General features: G+C 71.9%; 16 protein-coding genes and 2 pseudogenes. 3 read left to right on the top strand and 15 right to left on the bottom strand.

Annotated features, from left to right (window positions below; all coding sequences use genetic code 11):
* Positions 1-63 precede the first annotated feature (63 nt).
* Positions 64-933, bottom strand: a complete 870-nt coding sequence (locus ACFPZI_RS26410) for a phosphotransferase enzyme family protein (RefSeq protein WP_381367711.1) — start codon at positions 931-933, stop codon at positions 64-66.
* Positions 934-1,173: 240 nt separating this feature from the next.
* On the opposite strand from ACFPZI_RS26410, the pseudogene mgt reads away from it, so the two are divergent.
* Positions 1,174-2,416: pseudogene (mgt, locus tag ACFPZI_RS26415) on the top strand (macrolide-inactivating glycosyltransferase).
* Between the two features lie 68 nt (positions 2,417-2,484).
* On the opposite strand, the gene ACFPZI_RS26420 reads toward mgt, so the two are convergent.
* Positions 2,485-4,764 carry an MMPL family transporter gene (locus tag ACFPZI_RS26420; protein WP_381367714.1) on the bottom strand — a complete coding sequence of 760 codons (2,280 nt, stop codon included), beginning with the start codon at positions 4,762-4,764 and terminating at the stop codon, positions 2,485-2,487.
* 349 nt (positions 4,765-5,113) lie between these two features.
* Here ACFPZI_RS26420 and ACFPZI_RS26425 point away from each other — a divergent pair, with 349 nt between their 5' ends.
* Entirely contained in the window at positions 5,114-5,707 is a 594-nt protein-coding gene (locus ACFPZI_RS26425) for a DUF1697 domain-containing protein (RefSeq protein WP_381367717.1), read from the top strand.
* Complete coding sequence (locus ACFPZI_RS26430) at positions 5,700-6,083, top strand: nuclear transport factor 2 family protein (RefSeq protein ID WP_381367720.1); 384 nt, start codon at positions 5,700-5,702, stop codon at positions 6,081-6,083. Before ACFPZI_RS26425 ends, ACFPZI_RS26430 begins: the two co-directional genes overlap by 8 nt.
* A gap of 24 nt (positions 6,084-6,107) precedes the next feature.
* Here the strand turns inward: ACFPZI_RS26430 and ACFPZI_RS26435 are convergent, their stop codons facing one another.
* From ACFPZI_RS26435 to ACFPZI_RS26495, 13 genes and pseudogenes are all read right to left on the bottom strand, one after another.
* Complete coding sequence (locus ACFPZI_RS26435) at positions 6,108-6,857, bottom strand: sirohydrochlorin chelatase (RefSeq protein WP_381367722.1); 750 nt, start codon at positions 6,855-6,857, stop codon at positions 6,108-6,110.
* A gap of 7 nt (positions 6,858-6,864) precedes the next feature.
* Positions 6,865-7,770: an ABC transporter permease gene (locus ACFPZI_RS26440; protein WP_381367725.1), complete on the bottom strand. Its 906-nt coding sequence runs from the start codon at positions 7,768-7,770 to the stop codon at positions 6,865-6,867.
* Positions 7,757-8,545 carry an ABC transporter ATP-binding protein gene (locus ACFPZI_RS26445; RefSeq protein WP_381367728.1) on the bottom strand — a complete coding sequence of 263 codons (789 nt, stop codon included), beginning with the start codon at positions 8,543-8,545 and terminating at the stop codon, positions 7,757-7,759. The genes ACFPZI_RS26440 and ACFPZI_RS26445 overlap by 14 nt, the downstream gene beginning before the upstream one ends.
* A 39-nt stretch (positions 8,546-8,584) precedes the next feature.
* The gene (locus ACFPZI_RS26450; protein WP_381367731.1) at positions 8,585-8,755 is read right to left on the bottom strand and encodes a hypothetical protein; all 171 of its coding nucleotides are present in this window, start codon (positions 8,753-8,755) and stop codon (positions 8,585-8,587) included.
* A gap of 305 nt (positions 8,756-9,060) precedes the next feature.
* Positions 9,061-10,395 (bottom strand): sulfate adenylyltransferase subunit 1, encoded by a 1,335-nt coding sequence (locus ACFPZI_RS26455; RefSeq protein WP_381367733.1) that lies wholly within the window; start codon positions 10,393-10,395, stop codon positions 9,061-9,063.
* Positions 10,396-10,397: 2 nt separating this feature from the next.
* Entirely contained in the window at positions 10,398-11,342 is a 945-nt protein-coding gene (gene cysD / locus ACFPZI_RS26460; protein ID WP_381368089.1) for a sulfate adenylyltransferase subunit CysD, read from the bottom strand.
* Between the two features lie 5 nt (positions 11,343-11,347).
* Entirely contained in the window at positions 11,348-11,884 is a 537-nt protein-coding gene (cysC, locus tag ACFPZI_RS26465) for an adenylyl-sulfate kinase (protein ID WP_381367735.1), read from the bottom strand.
* Between the two features lie 91 nt (positions 11,885-11,975).
* Complete coding sequence (locus tag ACFPZI_RS26470; protein WP_381367738.1) at positions 11,976-12,686, bottom strand: phosphoadenylyl-sulfate reductase; 711 nt, start codon at positions 12,684-12,686, stop codon at positions 11,976-11,978.
* Positions 12,683-12,874: a hypothetical protein gene (locus ACFPZI_RS26475; RefSeq protein WP_381367741.1), complete on the bottom strand. Its 192-nt coding sequence runs from the start codon at positions 12,872-12,874 to the stop codon at positions 12,683-12,685. Before ACFPZI_RS26475 ends, ACFPZI_RS26470 begins: the two co-directional genes overlap by 4 nt.
* Before the next feature lie 31 nt (positions 12,875-12,905).
* Positions 12,906-14,603 (bottom strand): nitrite/sulfite reductase, encoded by a 1,698-nt coding sequence (locus ACFPZI_RS26480; protein ID WP_381367743.1) that lies wholly within the window; start codon positions 14,601-14,603, stop codon positions 12,906-12,908.
* 473 nt (positions 14,604-15,076) lie between these two features.
* The gene (locus ACFPZI_RS26485; protein ID WP_381367746.1) at positions 15,077-15,649 is read right to left on the bottom strand and encodes a GNAT family N-acetyltransferase; all 573 of its coding nucleotides are present in this window, start codon (positions 15,647-15,649) and stop codon (positions 15,077-15,079) included.
* Positions 15,650-15,908: 259 nt separating this feature from the next.
* Positions 15,909-17,240, bottom strand: coding sequence for a hypothetical protein (locus tag ACFPZI_RS26490; protein ID WP_381367749.1), 1,332 nt, complete (start codon positions 17,238-17,240; stop codon positions 15,909-15,911).
* Between the two features lie 209 nt (positions 17,241-17,449).
* Positions 17,450-17,665: pseudogene (locus ACFPZI_RS26495) on the bottom strand (transcriptional regulator); the annotation flags it as partial.
* Positions 17,666-17,962: the final 297 nt, after the last annotated feature.

Raw genomic sequence — 17,962 nt, forward strand, 5'->3', positions numbered from 1 at the left:
GCCCCCACCGCGCGGTTGCCGCGGACGGGCACCTGCCGACCGGACTCCGCGTGGCGAACCGGATCAGAAGGGGTACCAGCGGACCGTCGGGTCGCCGTCGCGCAGGGATGCCACGCGGCGCTCGAACTCGGCCAGGGCCTTCGGGTTGCTCGGGGCGTGCTGGGCGACCCAGGCGCAGCTGGCCGTCTCCCGCGCGCCGCGCAGCACCGCGCAGCCCTCCCACTCACGCACGTCCCAGCCGTAGATCTCGGTGAAGGACGTGTACGCCTGTGCCGGCAGCCCGTAGCGGTCGTGGGAGAGGGCCATGACCACCAGGTCGTGCTCGCGCAGATCCGTGGAGAAGGTCTCCAGGTCGACCAGGACCGGCCCGTCCGGTCCGATGTGCACGTTCCGGGGCAGCGCGTCCCCGTGGATCGGGCCCGGCGGCAGGTGGGGTGTCAGGGCCGCGGCGGCCGCCGCGAAACCGTCCCGCCGCTCACGCAGATACGCCGCGTCCTGCGGGGCGATCACCTCGCCCGCGAGCCGCAGCCAGCGTTCCACACCGCCCAGCAGCTCGCGGGGCGGCAGCCCGAAGGCGGGAGCGGGAAGGGCGTGGACCACCCGCAGCAGCGCGGCCAGGTCCCCGGGTTCGGCGGGCCGCACCGGTTCGGGCAGCCGGTGCCAGACCGTCACCGGGTGGCCGTCGACGAGCAGGGCCCGCGACTCGGCCGCCCGCACCGCCGGAGCGCCCTCCTCGGCGAGCCACAGCGCGATCGCCAGCTCCCGGCGGGCGCGCTCCAGCAGGCCGCTGTCGCGGCCGACCTTGACGACCAGGTCACCGGCGGCGAACACCGCGTTCTCGCCCAGGGCGAGCAGGCGTGCGTCCCCGGCGGCCGCGCGCCCCGGCAGCACGCCCGCCGCCGCCAGGACGTCCCGCGCCCGTACCTCGTCCATCCGCCCGCCTCCGTGGCTGTGTCCGTGCCTGTGTCCGTGCCCGTGCCTGTTCCGGTCCGGATCCGGCCCGCCTCCGGGTCCTCACCCGCTCCGTGCCGCTCACCCGACCGTGTCCGGCCCATCGGCCAGTCTCCCATTCGCACAGGTCGACGACGTGCGCGGTGCCCGCCGGCGGCGAGCTGCGGGCGGGAAGGCGACGGCGGAGTCACGTCCTGGCGCACCGGTGCGGGGAGCACCCATATTCGATTGCACGAGACGTATCGTCTCGCCTAAGGTTCGGGGCATGACCAGTCCCGCTCACATCGCCATGTTCTCCATCGCCGCCCACGGCCACGTGAACCCGAGCCTCGAGGTGATCCGCGAGCTCGTGGCACGCGGCCATCGGGTGACGTACGCGATCCCCCCGGTCTTCGCGGACAAGGTCGCCGGCACCGGGGCCGAGCCAAAGCTCTGGAACTCCATCCTCCCCGGGCCCGACGACGACCCGGAGGCCTGGGGCAGCACGCTGCTGGACAACGTGGAGCCGTTCCTCGAGGACGCCGTCCAGGCACTCCCGCAGCTGATCAAGGCGTACGAGGGGGACACCCCCGACCTGGTGCTGCACGACATCACCTCGTATCCGGCGCGCGTGCTCGGCCACCGCTGGGGTGTGCCCGTGGTCTCCCTCTCGCCGAACCTCGTCGCCTGGGAGGGATACGAGAAGGAGGTCGGCGAGCCGATGTGGGAGGAACCGCTCAGGACCGAGCGCGGCCAGGCCTACTACGCCCGCTTCCACGCCTGGCTGGAGGAGAACGGGATCACCGAACATCCCGACCCGTTCGTGGGCCGTCCGGCCCGGTCCCTCGTCCTGATCCCGAAGGCGCTCCAGCCGAACGCCGACCGGGTCGACGAGAGCGTGTACAGCTTCGTCGGCGCCTGCCAGGGCGACCGCTCGGCGGAGGGCGAGTGGCAGCGGCCGGCCGGCGCGCAGAAGGTCGCCCTGGTGTCGCTCGGATCGTCGTTCACCAAGCAGCCCGGCTTCTACCGGGAATGCGTCAAGGCCTTCGGCGACCTGCCCGGGTGGCACCTGGTGCTCCAGATCGGCAAGCACGTCGACCCCGCCGGGCTGGGCGACGTACCGGCGAACGTCGAGGTGCGGTCCTGGGTGCCGCAGCTCGCGATCCTGAAGCAGGCCGACCTGTTCGTCACCCACGCGGGCGCCGGCGGCAGCCAGGAAGGGCTGGCCACGGCCACGCCGATGATCGCCGTACCGCAGGCCGTGGACCAGTTCGGCAACGCGGACATGCTCCAGGACCTCGGCGTCGCCCGGCACGTTCCGACGGCCGAGGCCACTGCCGAGGCCCTGCGCACTGCGGCCCTCGACCTCGTCGGCGACCCGGAGGCCGCCCGCCGGCTGAAGGAGGTCCGGGCCGGGATGGCCCAGGAGGGCGGCACCCGCAGGGCGGCCGACCTCATCGAGGCGGAGCTGCCGCAGCGGAGCTAGCGAGAACGGGGGAAGGGGCACGGCTGGAATGCCGTGCCCCTTCTCACGCTCTCACCGCGGCCGAGGGATCAGACACGCACCCGCTCGCCCTCGTCCGCGCCGTGGTCCCTGCCCGTGTCCCGGCCCGAGGCCTGGTCCACGCCACCCTTCGCCACCGGCGACTCGTCGTGCGTCAGGTCGGGCATCCGGTGCAGCCACTTCGGCAGGTACCAGTTGCGCTCGCCGAGCAGCGCCATCACCGACGGGAGCAGCACGCCCCGGATGATCGTCGCGTCGATGAGCACCGCCGCCGCCAGGCCCACCCCCATCTGCTTCATGGACTGCATGGACAGCGTCCCGAAGATCCCGAACACGGCGACCATGATGACCGCGGCGCTGGTGATGACACCGGCCGTGGTGACCACACCGTGCTGGATCGCGTCCCGCGTCGTACGGCCCCGCAGGCGGGCCTCGCGGATCCGGGAGACCACGAACACGTGGTAGTCCATCGACAGGCCGAACAGGATGACGAAGAGGAACAGCGGCAGCCAGGTGATGATCGCGCCGACCCCCTCGGCGCCCACCAGGGACGCGCCCCAGCCGTGCTGGAAGACGGCGACCAGGATGCCGTAGGCCGCGCCCACCGACAGCAGGTTGAGCACGATCGAGGTGATCGCGATCGTCAGCGAGCGGAACGACAGCAGCATCAGCAGGAAGGCGAAGACCACCACGAAGACGAAGACCGGGACCACCGAGCCGACCAGTTGGTCGTTGAAGTCCTCGGAGCCCGCGACCTGCCCGGTGACCGGCGCCTCGAGGCCGTCCACCGTGCCCAGCGTGGCGGGCCGTACCTCGTCGCGCAGCGTGTGCAGGCTCTTGGCCGCCCTGTCCTGGTCGGAGCCGCCCACCAGCGGAACGTACACGAAGGCGACGTTCTGCCCCTCGTGCACCTTCGTCTCGACCGGGCCGCGCGAGGCGCCCGAACTCACCGCCTGCTCACGGAAGTCGGCCAGCGCGGCCCGTACCTCCGGGGAGGTGATGTCGTCCGCCCTGACGACCACCTCGGCCGGCTCCGCGCCGCCCGGGAACGCCTCGTTGACCCGGTTGTACGTCTCCACGATGGGCAGCGAGTCCCCGAACTCCTGGTCCAGCGTGAGGTTCTGGGTCTTCATGCCGACCGCGGGGGCGGCCACCGCCAGCAGCGCGCCGGTCGCCACCGCGGCGGCGAGCAGCGGCTTGGCGAGGACGCGGCGCAGTACGGCCGTCCAGATCCGGCTGTCGTTGCCGCTGCCCGAGGTGCGCCGGCGCAGGAACGGCAGACGGCCCTTCTCGACCCGGTCGCCCAGCAGCGACATCAGCGCGGGCAGCACGGTCACGGAGCCCACCATGGCGACCGCCACGACCATCAGCGAGGCCAGGCCCATCGCCTCGAACTCGGCGATCCCGGTGAACAGCATGCCCGCCATGGCCACACAGACCGTCACACCGGAGACGACGATCGCCCGGCCACTGGTCGCGGCGGCGATCCGCAGCGCCGTCTGCGCGTCGTGGCCGGCGGCCCGTTCCTCGCGCTCGCGGCGCAGGTAGAACAGGCAGTAGTCGACGCCCACGGCCAGGCCCACCAGCAGCATCACGGAGTTGGCGGTCTCGCTCATCGGCTGCAGATGGCTGACCAGGCCCATCAGACCCATCGTCGCCATGATCGCGGTGATCGCCAGCGCCACCGGCAGCAGCGCCGCCACCAGCGCGCCGAAGGCGATCAGCAGGATGCCGAGGGCCACCGGGACCGCCGAGTACTCGGCCTTCTTGAAGTCGTCGCCGAACGCGTCGTTGAACGTCTTCATCATGCTGGCGCCGCCGATCTCCTCGATCCGCAGCGTGTCGTGGTCCTTCTGGACCTCCTCCACGGCCTTCAGCACCGGCTCGACCCGCTCGCCGGCGGTGTCGGAGTCGCCGCGCATGTCGAACTGGACCAGTGCGCTGCGCCCGTCCTTCGAGATCGTGTCGCTCTCGTACGGCGTGGTCACGTCCGTGACCCGACCGGTCTTCTCGACGGCCGCGACGACCGCGGTGACCGCGGCGCGGAACTCGTCGTCCGTGGCCGTCAGGCCGTCGTCCTTGGCCTGCACCAGTACGGTCTCACTGGCCGGCTCCTCGATCCCGGCGTCCTCGACGATCCGGGCGGCGGTCTGCGTCTCCCCCTTGAGCTGGTCGCTGTTGCCGACGTCGACCCGGCCGGCCGCCGAACCCAGCCCCATCGCCAGCACCACGAACAGCACCCAGATACCGACGGCCGCCCATCGGTGCCGGGCGCTCCAGCCGCCGGCACGGGCGGCGAAGCCCCTGACCCGCGAATCTCCGTTTCCCATGACGGGCTCGCTCCCTCGTGCACGACAGCGACCTGTGCCGCCGCCTTCCATGTTCGAAGGTATGGGCCGGATAAGACCGTCTCGTCGTGCTGACCGGTGAAGCTCCGGGCGCGGAACTCATCCCCTCGGACCTCCTCCCCTCCCCACTGGGGAGGAGGGGACCCCTACATCTAATTGGGGTTACCCGCCGGTGCATGATCAGGGTGCGGGGCGCCCATGTGTGCGGCGGCCATATGCGGGGCGGCCATATGCGGGGCGGCCACGAGGATGCCCGCGCTGTCGCACTCCGCGCGGACACGGCCGTCGTGCCCACCCCCACGGGGCACGGCGGCCGTCCTATCGTGTGCGGATGGCGACGACATACGCGGCACTGCTGCGCGGCATCAACGTGGGAGGCAGCAGAAAGGTCCCCATGGCCGAACTCCGCACCCTGATGGAGGGCCTCGGCCACGACGCCGTGCGCACTCATCTCCAGAGCGGCCAGGCCGTGTTCACCACCGGGAGCGACAGCCCGGGGGACAAGGACGCGGGCGCGGACACGGCCGGGGAGACGGCCGAGGACGCGCTGGCCGCCGAACTCGCCGAGGCCATCGAGCGGCACTTCGGCTTCGCCGTCGACGTGATCGTGCGAGACCACGCCTATCTGCGGGCGATCGTCGACGACTGCCCTTTCCCGGCCGCCGAGTTGGCGCCCAAGCAGCTCCACGTCACCTACTTCTCGGCCGCCGTCGACGCCGACCGCTTCGCGGACGTCGACCGGGCCGCCCACCTGCCCGAGGAGTTCCGCCTCGGCGACCGCGCCCTGTACCTGTACGCCCCGGACGGCCTGGGCCGCTCCCGGCTCGCCGAGCGCCTGGCCAGGCCCCGGACCATCAAGGGCGTCCTCGCCACCACCCGCAACTGGAACACCGTCGTCAAGCTCATGGAGCTCACCCGTGCCTGACCCGTACACCGCCGCCGACGCCGCCATCGAGGCCGAACTGAAACTGCTGGACCCCGAGGTGCGCCGCTCGCCCCAACGCGTCGGGGAACTGCTGCATCCGGAGTTCGTGGAGGTCGGCGCGTCCGGACGGGTCTGGGACCGCGACGCGATCATCGCCCTGCTCGCCGGCGAACACGATGCGGGGGACCCCACCGGCACCGTCTCCCGGATGAAGGCCGCGCAGCTCGCGCCCGACACCGTCCATCTCACCTTCGACACGGACCACAACGGCCGACGCGCCCACCGCAGCTCCCTGTGGCGCCGCACCGGCCGGGACTGGCTGCTCTACTTTCACCAGGGGACGCTGTTCCACTCGGACGCGGTGACCGGCGGCTGAGCCGCCCCCGCCACTCCGGCGGCCTCAGGCCCCCACCGCCGACAACGCCGGCACCCGTGCCGCGTCGTACCGCTCCAGCAGCACCCGCGCCACCTCCGGCGCCGGGCCGAGGACGTCCGCCAGGACGTCCGCCTGGGCCGCGCCCCGCACGATGCGGTCCGGGAGGAAGCCGGGGGCCAGGATGTACGGGGCCACGGCGACGCGTTCGCAGCCGAGGGCACGCAGCTCCCGTACCGCCTCCTCGGTGCGGGGGAACCCCCCGGGAGAACCGGCGGAGGCGAACGCAGGCCGCACGGCGCACCAACCGGTGTGCCGCCACTCCCGCGCGATTGCTGCGATCACTGCGATCGCCTCCGGGTCGGTGGACCCCGCCGAGGCCAGGACGACCCCGGTCGAGGACTTGTCGGCGGGGGCGAGGCCCGCCTCGTACAGCCGGCGCTCCAGCGCGGCGAGGAGCAGGGGGGACGGGCCCAGGACGTCCGCCTGGCGGATGCGCAGCCGCGGATCCGCGTCCGCGAGGACCGCCGGGATGTCCGCCTTGGCGTGGAAGGCGCGGGTCAGCAGCAGTGGGAGGGCCACCACGTCACGCACGCCCTCCGCCGCGAGGGAGTCCAGCACCCCTTGTACGGAGGGGATGTCGAAATCGAGGAAGCCGGTTTCCACGCGCAGCTCCGGTCGCAGCGACCGCACCCGCCGCACCAGGGCGTGCACGGTCGCCGCGTGCCGCGGATCGCGGCTGCCGTGGGCGATGACGAGAAGAACCGGAGGGCGCATGAGCGGATCAGTCCTTCACCAGCAGGCCGCGGCTGCGCAGCACCCACCGTTCCAGCGGACTGAAGATCAGCAGGTCGATGGCGATACCGACGGTCAGGATCAGCAGGATCGCCTCGAACACCATGGCCATGTCGCTCGCGTTGCGCCCGTTCTCCAGCAGCTGCCCGAGACCGATGCCGAGATCCGGGAACGACGCGATGATCTCCGCGGCCATCAGCGAGCGCCAGGAGAACGCCCAGCCCTGCTTCAGCCCCGCCACATAGCCGGGCAGCGCGGCCGGCAGCACGATGTGCCAGGTGCCCTTCAGCCCCGTCGCGCCCAGCGTGCGGCCGGCCCGCAGGAACAACGGCGGCACCTGATCGACGCCGGAGACCAGGCCGTTGGCGATCGAGGGGACCGCGCCGAGCAGGATCACCGCGTACATCATCTGGTTGTTCAGGCCCAGCCAGATCACGGCCGGCGGCACCCACGCCACCGACGGCAGGGACTGCAGCCCGGACAGGATCGGGCCGAGCGCCGCGCGCACGAACTTCACCCGCGCCACCAGCAGCCCCAGCGGCGTACCGATCAGCAGCGCGAAGAAGAAGCCGAGCAGACCGCGCGAGACGCTGGTCCAGATGTAGCCGAGCAGCTCGCCCTCGAGCCACGCGTCCTGTACGACGCTCCACACGGCGCCCGGCGAGGGCAGCTTGGACGGATCGTCGACGATCTTGAAGGAGACCAGCGCCTGCCACACGGCCAGCACCAGGGCGACGGCGAGGACGGGCGGCAGGATCTTCTGGACGAAGGTCTGGCGCCACGGCCTGCGGGCCTGCTGCCTCGTCTCCAGCGCGTCGAGCCCCGCCTCGAGACCGGCGAGGTCGTTCGCGTCCTTCGCGGTCGCGCCCTTCGCGGTCGTGTCAGTGCTGGCCATGTCGGCGGATCTCCCCACGGAGTTCTTCGGTGATCTCGACGGACAGTTCCGCGACCGCGGTGTCCTCGATACGGCGCGGGTGCTCGATGTCCACCGTCCACTCGCGGGCGATCCGGCCCGGCCTCGACGACAGCAGCACCACCCGCTGCGCGAGCCGGACGGCCTCGCGCACGTTGTGCGTGACGAACAGGACGGACACCCGGGTCTCGTGCCAGATCCGGGTCAGCTCGTCGTGCAGCACGTCCCGGGTGATGGCGTCCAGCGCCGCGAACGGCTCGTCCATCAGCAGCAGCCTGCTCTCCTGCGCGAGCGCGCGCGCCAGCGCGACGCGCTGGCGCATACCGCCGGACAGCTCGTGCACCCGCTTGCCGTGGGCGCCCCCCAGCCGGACCAGCTCCAGCAGCTCCTCGGCCCGGTCGCGCCGCTCGGCCTTCGGCACGCCCCGCAGCTTCAGGGCGAGTTCGATGTTCTTGCCCGCCGTCAGCCACGGGAACAGCGCGTGCTCCTGGAACATCAGCGCCGGGCGGCCGTCCGTGCTGATCGCGCCGACGCTGGGCGCGTCGAGGCCCGCGACCAGGTTGAGCAGCGTGGACTTGCCGCAGCCCGAGGCACCCAGCAGGGTGACGAACTCGCCGGGTGCGACATCGAGCGTGATGTCGTCCAGTACGAGCTGCTGCCCGGTCGGGCCCGGATACGACTTCGAGACATGCTCGATCCGGGCGGCATGGGCGGCCGCCTCGGTGCCGTCGGCGGCCTGGACGAGGGTCGTGGCCATGGTCGTCACCTCCTGGGACATTTCTTCGGGGTTCCGGGATCAGTTGGCGCCGAGACCGGCGTCGTCGACGGCGGGTGCGCCCTCGGCCGCGATATCGGCGCCGGCGCTCTCCTTGGCCCGGGAGCCGTAGCCGCACCCGGCCAGGGCGAGCAGGACCAGCGCGGCCGTCACGGCGAACGCGCGGCGCGGGGCGGCGGGGGTGGCAGGCACGGGAGGTGTTCCTCTCGGGGGCCCGGCGCTCACGTACTCAGCTGGTCGTGGCCGGGGGATCGGCGGGTTCTCGGCGGTGGCGGCGCGGGACCAGGGCACGCGAACGGCACGCGCGTCCCCGGTGCGCCGGGAACGTCACGCACATCGTGCGACCCCGCCCTGCCCGCTTCCCGTACGCCCGCCGCCGATCCGGCCGCCTTCTATGGCGAAGGTGGCGAAGACGTCGAGGGGACGCGCCGGCGGCAGTCCCGTCGACGTCATCGGCAGTCCCGTCGCAGACATTTCAGGCGCGGGGAGTTCCATGGTCAGAAGTCCCATCCGTCGTCCTCGGCCGCGTCCTTGACCGGGTCCGGCGCGGCGAAGGACTCGCCGGCCATGCCCGCGGTGAGCGTGGTGCCGTCGTTCGGGTCGATCAGGATGAACGAACCGGTGCGCCGCGAGTCCGCGTACGAGTCGGCCGGCAGCGGCTCGGCGGTACGGATCTTCACCCGGCCGATGTCGTTGGCGACGAGCGTGCCGGGGTGCGGGTGCAGCGACAGGTCGTCCAGCGTGAGCCGGGCCGGGATGTCCTTCACGATCGCCTTGACCGTCCGGGTGCCGTGCTTGAGCAGCACCCGGTGGCCGACGGTGAGCGGCTGGTCGGCGACGTGGCAGACGGTGGCCTCGACGTCCTGCGTGGTGGCCGGCGCGTCCTTGCTCGGGACGAGCAGGTCGCCGCGGGAGATGTCGATGTCGTCCGCCAGCAGCAGCGTCACCGACTGCGGCGTCCAGGCGGCCTCGACGGGCGTGCCCAGCAGGTCGATCCCGGTGATCGTCGTGGTCCGGCCGGACGGCAGCACGGTCACCTCGTCGCCCGTACGGAACGTGCCCGCGGCGATCTGGCCGGCGTACCCCCGGTAGTCGGGGTGCTCGGCGCTCTGCGGCCGGATCACGTACTGCACCGGCAGCCGGGCGTGGCAGTGCGCCAGGTCGTGGCTGACCGGCACCGTCTCCAGGTGCTCCAGCACCGTCGGCCCGCCGTACCAGTCCATGTGCGCGGACGGCTCCACGACGTTGTCGCCGACGAGCGCCGAGATCGGGACCGCGGTGACCGCCGGGACGCCCAGCTCCGTCGCGTACGCCGTGAACTCCTCGGCGATCCGCGCGAACACGGCCTCCTCGTAGTCCACCAGGTCCATCTTGTTGACGGCGAGCACGACATGGGGCACGCGCAGCAGGGCGGCGATGGCGGCGTGCCGCCGGGTCTGCTCGACCACGCCGTTGCGGGCGTCGACGAGGATGACGGTCAGCTCCGCGGTGGAGGCACCGGTGACCATGTTGCGGGTGTACTGCACATGGCCCGGCGTGTCGGCGAGGATGAACCGGCGCCGCGGCGTGGCGAAGTAGCGGTACGCCACGTCGATGGTGATGCCCTGTTCCCGCTCGGCCCGCAGCCCGTCGGTGAGCAGGGCGAGGTCGGGAGCCTCCTGGCCCCGGCTGAGCGACGCCCGCTCCACGGCCTCCAGCTGGTCGGTGAGGACCGACTTGGAGTCGTGCAGCAGCCGGCCCACCAGGGTGGACTTGCCGTCGTCGACGGAACCGGCGGTGGCGAACCGCAGCAGGGTGGTCTCCGAGAGCGCCTCGCTCGTGATCGTGCTCATGGTTAGAAGTACCCCTCGCGCTTGCGGTCTTCCATCGCGGCCTCGGAGAGCTTGTCGTCGGCGCGGGTGGCCCCGCGCTCGGTGAGGCGCGAGGCGGCGATCTCGGTGATGACCTTCTCGATGGTGTCGGCCTCGGAGTCGACCGCGCCGGTGCAGGACATGTCGCCCACCGTCCGGTAGCGGACGAGCCGCTTCTCGACGCTCTCGCCGTCCTTCGGGCCGCCCCACTCGCCGGCGGTCAGCCACATGCCGCCCCGCTGGAACACCTCGCGGTGGTGGGCGTAGTAGATCTCCGGCAGTTCGATGTTCTCGCGGGCGATGTACTGCCACACGTCCAGCTCGGTCCAGTTGGACAGCGGGAAGACCCGGACGTGCTCACCGGGCGCGTGCCTGCCGTTGTAGAGGTTCCACAGCTCGGGCCGCTGGCGGCGGGGGTTCCACTGGGAGAACTCGTCGCGCAGCGAGAACACCCGCTCCTTGGCGCGGGCCTTCTCCTCGTCCCGCCGGCCGCCGCCGAACACGGCGTCGAACTTCTCGGCGGCGATCTTCTCGGTGAGCGGCACCGTCTGCAGCGGGTTGCGGGTGCCGTCGGGGCGCTCGCGCAGCACACCGCGGTCGATGTAGTCCTGCACCGAGGCGACGTGCAGCCGCAGCCCGTGCCGGGCGACCGCGCGGTCGCGGTAGTCGAGGACCTCGGGGAAGTTGTGCCCGGTGTCGACGTGCAGCAGCGAGAACGGGACCGGCGCCGGGGCGAAGGCCTTCAGGGCCAGGTGCAGCATCAGGATGGAGTCCTTGCCGCCGGAGAACAGGATCACCGGGTTCTCGAACTCGCCCGCGACCTCGCGGAAGATGTGCACCGCCTCCGACTCGAGGGCGTCGAGGTGGGAGAGGGCGTACGGGCCGGCCGCACCGCCGGTGCCCTCGTCGCCGGTCGCGACCGTGGCCACGGTTGTCATGCCAGTCCCCTTTCGCTCAGCAGGGCGTGCACCGCCGCGGCGGATTCCTGGACGGTCCGGTGCTGCGCCTCGATGCGCAGATCGGGAGAGACGGGAGCCTCGTACGGGTCGTCCACACCGGTCAGCCCGGTGAGTTCACCCGCGGCCTGCTTGGCGTACAGCCCCTTCACGTCGCGTACGGAGCACACCTCGACCGGGGTCGCCACATGCACCTCGACGTACGACGTGCCGTTCGTCTCGTGCCGCTCACGGACCGCGTCCCGGCTGTCCGCGTACGGCGCGATGACCGGGACGAGCGCGGTGACGCCGTTGCGGGCGAGCAGTTCGGCGATGAATCCGATGCGCTGCACATTGGTGTGCCGGTCCTCGCGGCTGAAGCCGAGACCCGCGGAGAGGAACTCGCGGATCTCGTCGCCGTCGAGCAGCTCGACCCGGCGGCCCCGCTCGCGCAGCCGGCCGGCCAGTTCGTGGGCGATGGTGGTCTTGCCGGCGCTCGGCAGACCCGTGAGCCAGACGGTGGCTCCGGTCGTCACGTCGGTCTCCTGGTTCGTAGAGGGCGTGGGGGGCGCCGAGGGCGCGGGGGGCCGGGTGAGGGGCCGGGTGGGCGTGGGGGGCTCGGTCATGTCAGCCGTGCAGTCCGCACTCGGTCTTGCCGCGGCCCGCCCAGCGTCCGGCGCGGGCGTCCTCGCCCTCCAGCACGCGGCGGGTGCAGGGGGCGCAGCCCACCGAGGCGTAACCGTCCGTCAGCAGCGGGTTGGTGAGCACGCCGTGTTCGGCGACGTAGGCGTCCACGTCGTCCTGGGTCCAGCGGGCGATGGGGGAGACCTTCACCTTCCGTCGCTTCTCGTCCCAGCCGACGACCGGGGTGTTCGCCCGGGTCGGGGACTCGTCGCGGCGCAGCCCGGTCGCCCAGGCCACGTACCCCCGCAGGCCCTCCTCCAGCGGCCGCACCTTGCGCAGCTCGCAGCACAGGTCGGGGTCACGGTCGTGCAGTTTCGGCCCGTACTCGGCGTCCTGCTCGGCGACGGTCCGGCGCGGGGTGAGCGTGATGAGGTTGACGTCCATCACGGCCTCCACGGCGTCCCGGGTGCCGATGGTCTCCTCGAAGTGGTAGCCGGTGTCGAGGAACACCACGTCCACGCCGGGCAGGGCGCGGGAGGCGAGGTGGGCGACCACCGCGTCCTCCATCGACGAGGTCACGCAGAACCGTCGGCCGAAGGTTTCGGCGGCCCACTGGAGGATCTCCAGGGCGGAGGCGTCCTCCAGGTCGCGGCCCGCCCGCTCGGCCAGCGCCTTCAACTCATCGGTGGTGCGCTCTTCCTGAACCGCCGTCATATTCGGTCCTCTCCCGTTTCAGGTCCGGTGTCCGGCCGGTCGAGCCCCTGGGCGAGCAGCCCGAGGAACTTCAGCCGGAAGGCCCGGTTGCACGCCCCGCATTCCCAGGCACCGTGCCCTTCTTCGCTGGGACGCAGGTCCTCGTCGCCGCAGTACGGGCAGTAGAACGGCGCGGCCCGCTCGCTCACGACAGGGCTTCCCGGTCCGTCTTCGCCGCCGTCACGACAGGGCCTCCGCGTCCGCGCGGGCCGCCCAGGTGGCGAACCGCTCGCCGTCCTCGCGCTCCGCCTCGAAGCGCTTCAGGACCCGCTCGATGTAGTCCGGCAGTTCGTCCGAGGTGACCTTCAGGCCACGCACCTTGCGGCCGAAGGCCGGGTCCAGGCCGAGCGCGCCGCCCAGGTGCACCTGGTAGCCGCTGACCTGCCGGCCCTCGGCGTCGGTGACCAGCTGCCCCTTGAGACCGATGTCCGCGGTCTGGATACGGGCGCAGGCGTTCGGGCAGCCGTTGAGATTGATGGTGAGCGGCTCGCCGAAGTCGGGCAGCCGGCGCTCCAGCTCGTCGATGAGGTCGCTGCCGCGCTCCTTGGTCTCCACGATGGCGAGCTTGCAGAACTCGATGCCCGTGCAGGCCATCGTGCCGCGCCGGAAGGGCGACGGCTCGACCCGCAGGTCCAGCGCCTCCAGGGCGTCGACGAGTGAGTCCACCCGGTCCTGCGGCACATCCAGGACGATCATCTTCTGCTCGGCCGTGGTGGAGACCCGCCCCGAGCCGTGGTCCTCGGCCAGCGCGGCGACCTTGGTGAGCAGCGAGCCGTCCATCCGGCCCACCCGCGGCGCGAAGCCGACGTAGAACCGGCCGTCCTTCTGGCGGTGCACCCCGATGTGGTCGCGCCACTGCTGCGCGGGCATCTCGGGCGCCGGACCGTCGATCAGCTTGCGGCCCAGGTAGTCGTCCTCCAGGACCTGGCGGAACTTCTCCGGCCCCCAGTCGGCGACCAGGAACTTCAGCCGCGCCCTGTTGCGCAGCCGCCGGTAGCCGTGGTCGCGGAAGATGGAGATGACGCCTTCCCACACGTCGGGCACGTCCGCCTCGGGCACCCAGGCTCCCAGCCGCACCCCGAACTTGGGGTTGGTCGACAGACCGCCGCCGACCCACAGGTCGAAGCCGGGACCGTGCTCGGGGTGGACGACGCCGACGAAGGACACGTCGTTGATCTCGTGGGCGACGTCCAGCAGCGGGGAGCCGGAGACGGCCGTCTTGAACTTGCGCGGGAGGTTGGAGAAGCGCGGGTCGCCGAGGTAGCGGCGGGCGATCTCGTCCAGCGCCGCCGAGCCGTCGATGATCTCGTCCTCGGCGACACCGGCGACGGGGGAGCCGAGCATGCCGCGCGGGGTGTCGCCGCAGGCCTCCGTGGTGGACAGGCCGACCGACTCGAGCCGCTCCCAGATCGCGGGCACGTCCTCGATGCGGATCCAGTGGTACTGGATGTTCTGCCGGTCGGTGATGTCGGCGGTGCCGCGGGCGTAGGTCTCGGCGATCTCGCCGATCGCGCGCAGTTGCTCCGTGGTGAGCCGTCCGCCGGTGATGCGGACCCGCATCATGAAGTACTCGTCCTCGAGCTCCTCGGGCTCCAGCACACCGGTACGGCCGCCGTCGATCCCAGGGCGGCGCTGCGTGTACAGGCCCCACCAACGCAGGCGGCCGCGCAGATCGTTGGGGTCGATCGAGTCGAAGCCCCGCTTCGAGTAGATCGTCTCCACGCGTGTCCGGACGTTGAGACCGTCGTCGTCCTTCTTGAACTGCTCGTTGCCGTTGAGCGGTGTGAAGTGTCCCGCGGCCCACTGGCCCTCTCCGCGGTGACGGCTCACCTTGCGGCGGGGGGTCGCGTCGGCAGGGTTCTGCGGGCTGGCGGCCATGGTTGATACGTCCTTCGGGACAGACGGGGATGCGGCTCTGACCTGCGCATGACGGTGCATGGGCATCCATGCGGGTCATCGCGCGGGAGTTCGTGAAGCGAAGTGGAACCGGGCGGTACCGAGCGGAGGCGGACCGGAGAGGAGCTGTCGGGTGCTGCTGAACGTGCTCTCAGCGCGCCGGACAGATGGCGCTGGACATGCGGCCGAGGTCGACGTGCCGCCGACTCACCAAGGCGATTCCCGTTCCAGGCATGACGGAAGCGTGGCACGGAGATCTGGACTCAGTCCAGCTTCGTCCAATATGCGGGCACCTTCGTCTCGTTATGAGAGACAGGGGCGGACTTGGCCACAGGCGGCGCGGGCGGTTCTGTCCGCGCCGCTCAGGAGGGGTGGACGTCGTGCGGCTCATACGCGGCTCATACGCGGCTCGTACGCGGCCCGTATGCGGCCCGTATGCGGGGCGTGCGCGGGGCTCAGGCCGGGTGGGCTCCCGGCCACGGGCCCGGGGTGGCGATCTCGGGCTCTTCCTCGACCTTGGTGTCGAACAGCCGGAAGCCCCGGCGACGGTAGTTGTCCATGGCGTGCTCGCCGTCCTTGCTGCACGTGTGCAGCCAGACCCGCCTGGTCGGCTTCCGGCCCGGCCACCGCTCCGCCAGATCCCAGGCCCGCGCGACGCCGTACGACAGCAGGTGCCCGCCGATGCGCCGGCCCCGGAAGGCCGGGACCAGCCCGAAGTAGACGATCTCCACGACCCCGTCGTCCTGCGCTTCCAGCTCCACGTATCCCGCGGGCGTCCCCCGGTCGTACGCCACCCAGGTCTCCACGCCGGGCCGGTCGAGGTGCTCCAGCCACTGCGCGTACGTCCAGCCCAGTCGGTCGGTCCAGCGGATGTCACCACCGACCGACGCGTACAGGAAGCGGCTGAACTCCGGGGACGGCACCTCGGAGCGGACGACCCGTACGTCCCCCTGTGGCACGGCGGCCGGCAGGAGATCGGTGGGCGCGGTCTGCTCCAGGGACCATGTGGTCACGGCGATGGTCGTCATGCCGGAAAGGGAACCATCCGGCGCGGACGTCTGTCGAATGCCCGGTTTGTGTATCGCGGAGAGTGCAGGACCTGGGGTCTGTCCGGCGGATCAAGTCGAAGGAGGGAGCCGATGCGGAGCGACGGGGGCCCCTCCCGCTCGAGCAAAGCCGAGAGTGGGGGAGAGCGACGACAACACGGCTGGGGGCACCCCCTGCTCGAAGAGCTGGGGGGAGGGCGTGCCGGACCCCGCGTCTCCGGCGTGTTCCACCGGACAGGCCCTAGTCCAGAGAGCCGTCGACGGAGGTCAGGGGCAGGGCGAAGAGCATGCGGCCGGACTGGGACCACACCTCGCCGGTCTCCTGCCAGTAGGACAGGGACGCCGACGCGCCGCTCCAGCAGCGGTGCGTCTCGTCCGCCCCGCACCGGGTGGGCCGGGCCCCCTCCGTGTCCTGCCGCCACAGCGTCCCGCGCTCGTCCGGCGTCCCGGTCATCCGGCCCAGGTACCAGCCCGACCCGTACGACAGCACACTGCGCACATGGGTCAGCTTCGTCTCGTACGCCGAGACAGGGTCCACCTTCAGCAGCGGGTCCGTGGCCAGCAGCCCCGCGCGGGCCCTGTCGTCGTCGAACGCGTACCGCCACAGGCGGGTCGGCCCGTCGTGGTCCTCGGTGACCGCCTCGTGCGCGACCAGGCTGTCCGGCGCCGTGCTGCGGTCCAGGGAGATACCGCCCGGCTGCGGGGCGTCCGCGCCGGCCGTCCGGTACGCGGCGACGGCGGGCAGGACATACCGAGCCCCGGCCGCCGACCAGCCACCGGGCACCCGCCCGACCGTCGAGCCGTCCACGGTGGCCCGCTGGACGCGGTCCACGTCGTACACGTACAGCGCTCTTCCGTCCCCCCGCCCGGCGGTGACCAGCAGCTTGTCCTGGTACCAGACCATGCCCGTCACGGGGGAGACCAGTCCGCGGTAGTCCTGTCCCTCGGCGACCGGGACGGCGAGCTGCGCCCAGGTGTAGCGGAGGTCGGCGGGGTCACCGGCGTCGATGAACGCGACCCGGGCGAGCCCCTGCCCCGCGCCGGTACCCACCACGGCAGGGTCCTGCGCGGCGATACCGTCCGCCGTGGTGCCGCCCTGGCTCCAGGCGGAGAGCACCACCCGGCTGGGGCCCCAGTGGCCGTCGTCGTCCGCGTCCCCGGACGTGGTGACGGCGCCGGGACGCCAGCCCTCGACGTCGGCGCCGTCCCAGCAGTACGCGCGCGTGGCGGCGGGTTCGACGGGCAGCGCGCGCTTGTCGTCGTCCGTACAGGACCCCGCGTCGCGCAGGGAACCGTCGGTGTCGTCGAGCACGGCCCGGACGCCGACGGGCCGGCCCATCTCGGAGGAGAGCCGGTCGAGCCATTCCGGCGGCACATGGTCCTCGGACAGCCGCAGCGGCGCGGTCTCGGCGGGCGCGGTGAGCGGCTTCAGCGCCCCGGGGTCGTCGGCGTCGGTGGCCTGCGACGTGCTGATCAGGGTGGCCGCCGCGGTGAGCGCGAGCGCGGTCCCGGCCAGCGTCGCCCGCAGCACCTTGCCCCGCTGGTGCCGACGATGTCTGCCGCGATGCTTCATACCGTCCTCCCGAGGCGGGCCAACTGCGTCCGGCGATCCGACCGTCCGACCGTGGAGCAGGTGAGGGTGGCCCGGGGAGCGATGCTACGGCAGACGACCCCCCAGAGGGACGAAGACCCTGCAAATCCGCAGAACACTCGGCCCGAGGGGCGCTGCTGTGCTGTGCTGTGCTGTGTTGTGCTCGGGCGTCAGGGCCGATGGCTCAGACCTCAGAGGCCGGTGGTGGGCCGGTGCTCGCGGCCGCCCAGTGCCGGGGCCGTCGAGTGCGGCAGCAGGTCACGCGGGTCGTCCGGGAGCAGGACGTCGACCTCGGCGCCCTGCGCGAACCGGTACGGCCGGTGTTCCAGCAGACCGCCCAGATAGCGCCGCACCCTGGATATCTCGGCGCGCACCGTCACGGCACGGGCCGGGCCCCCGAACATGTCCTCATCCGTTCTGGCGGTCGTCGGTCCCATAGTGCCGTGCGCCCCCGGCGAGGTCGTTCAGTGCGGACACAGACAGCAGAAAGTTGCAACCCCCTGCAACTCTGGTGAACCGCCCCGCACTGCTTGAAAATTGAGCGACGCCGTCCCGAGCGGCGTCCACGGCTCCAAGGGGCCTGTGCGGCGGGGGTGGTGCCGTGTCGGCGCAGCACCACCCCCGCGTCACACCCGGGTGGGCGTGCCAGGGACGTCAAAACCGGCTTGTCCTGGCCGGGTTGCCCCGCTCGAGCCGCCGTCGGG

Source organism: Streptomyces chlorus (assembly GCF_042655885.1).
Classification (GTDB): domain Bacteria; phylum Actinomycetota; class Actinomycetes; order Streptomycetales; family Streptomycetaceae; genus Streptomyces; species Streptomyces chlorus.

What these genes read in the sequence shown, in the direction of transcription:
- ACFPZI_RS26410 (WP_381367711.1), bottom strand. Translation starts at nt 933, where the DNA reads ATGGACGAGGTACGGGCGCGGGACGTCCTGGCGGCGGCGGGCGTGCTG.
- ACFPZI_RS26420 (WP_381367714.1), bottom strand. Translation starts at nt 4,764, where the DNA reads ATGGGAAACGGAGATTCGCGGGTCAGGGGCTTCGCCGCCCGTGCCGGC.
- ACFPZI_RS26425 (WP_381367717.1), top strand. Translation starts at nt 5,114, where the DNA reads ATGGCGACGACATACGCGGCACTGCTGCGCGGCATCAACGTGGGAGGC.
- ACFPZI_RS26435 (WP_381367722.1), bottom strand. Translation starts at nt 6,857, where the DNA reads ATGCGCCCTCCGGTTCTTCTCGTCATCGCCCACGGCAGCCGCGATCCG.
- ACFPZI_RS26440 (WP_381367725.1), bottom strand. Translation starts at nt 7,770, where the DNA reads ATGGCCAGCACTGACACGACCGCGAAGGGCGCGACCGCGAAGGACGCG.
- ACFPZI_RS26445 (WP_381367728.1), bottom strand. Translation starts at nt 8,545, where the DNA reads ATGGCCACGACCCTCGTCCAGGCCGCCGACGGCACCGAGGCGGCCGCC.
- ACFPZI_RS26455 (WP_381367733.1), bottom strand. Translation starts at nt 10,395, where the DNA reads ATGAGCACGATCACGAGCGAGGCGCTCTCGGAGACCACCCTGCTGCGG.
- ACFPZI_RS26470 (WP_381367738.1), bottom strand. Translation starts at nt 12,686, where the DNA reads ATGACGGCGGTTCAGGAAGAGCGCACCACCGATGAGTTGAAGGCGCTG.
- ACFPZI_RS26480 (WP_381367743.1), bottom strand. Translation starts at nt 14,603, where the DNA reads ATGGCCGCCAGCCCGCAGAACCCTGCCGACGCGACCCCCCGCCGCAAG.
- ACFPZI_RS26485 (WP_381367746.1), bottom strand. Translation starts at nt 15,649, where the DNA reads ATGACGACCATCGCCGTGACCACATGGTCCCTGGAGCAGACCGCGCCC.
- ACFPZI_RS26490 (WP_381367749.1), bottom strand. Translation starts at nt 17,240, where the DNA reads ATGAAGCATCGCGGCAGACATCGTCGGCACCAGCGGGGCAAGGTGCTG.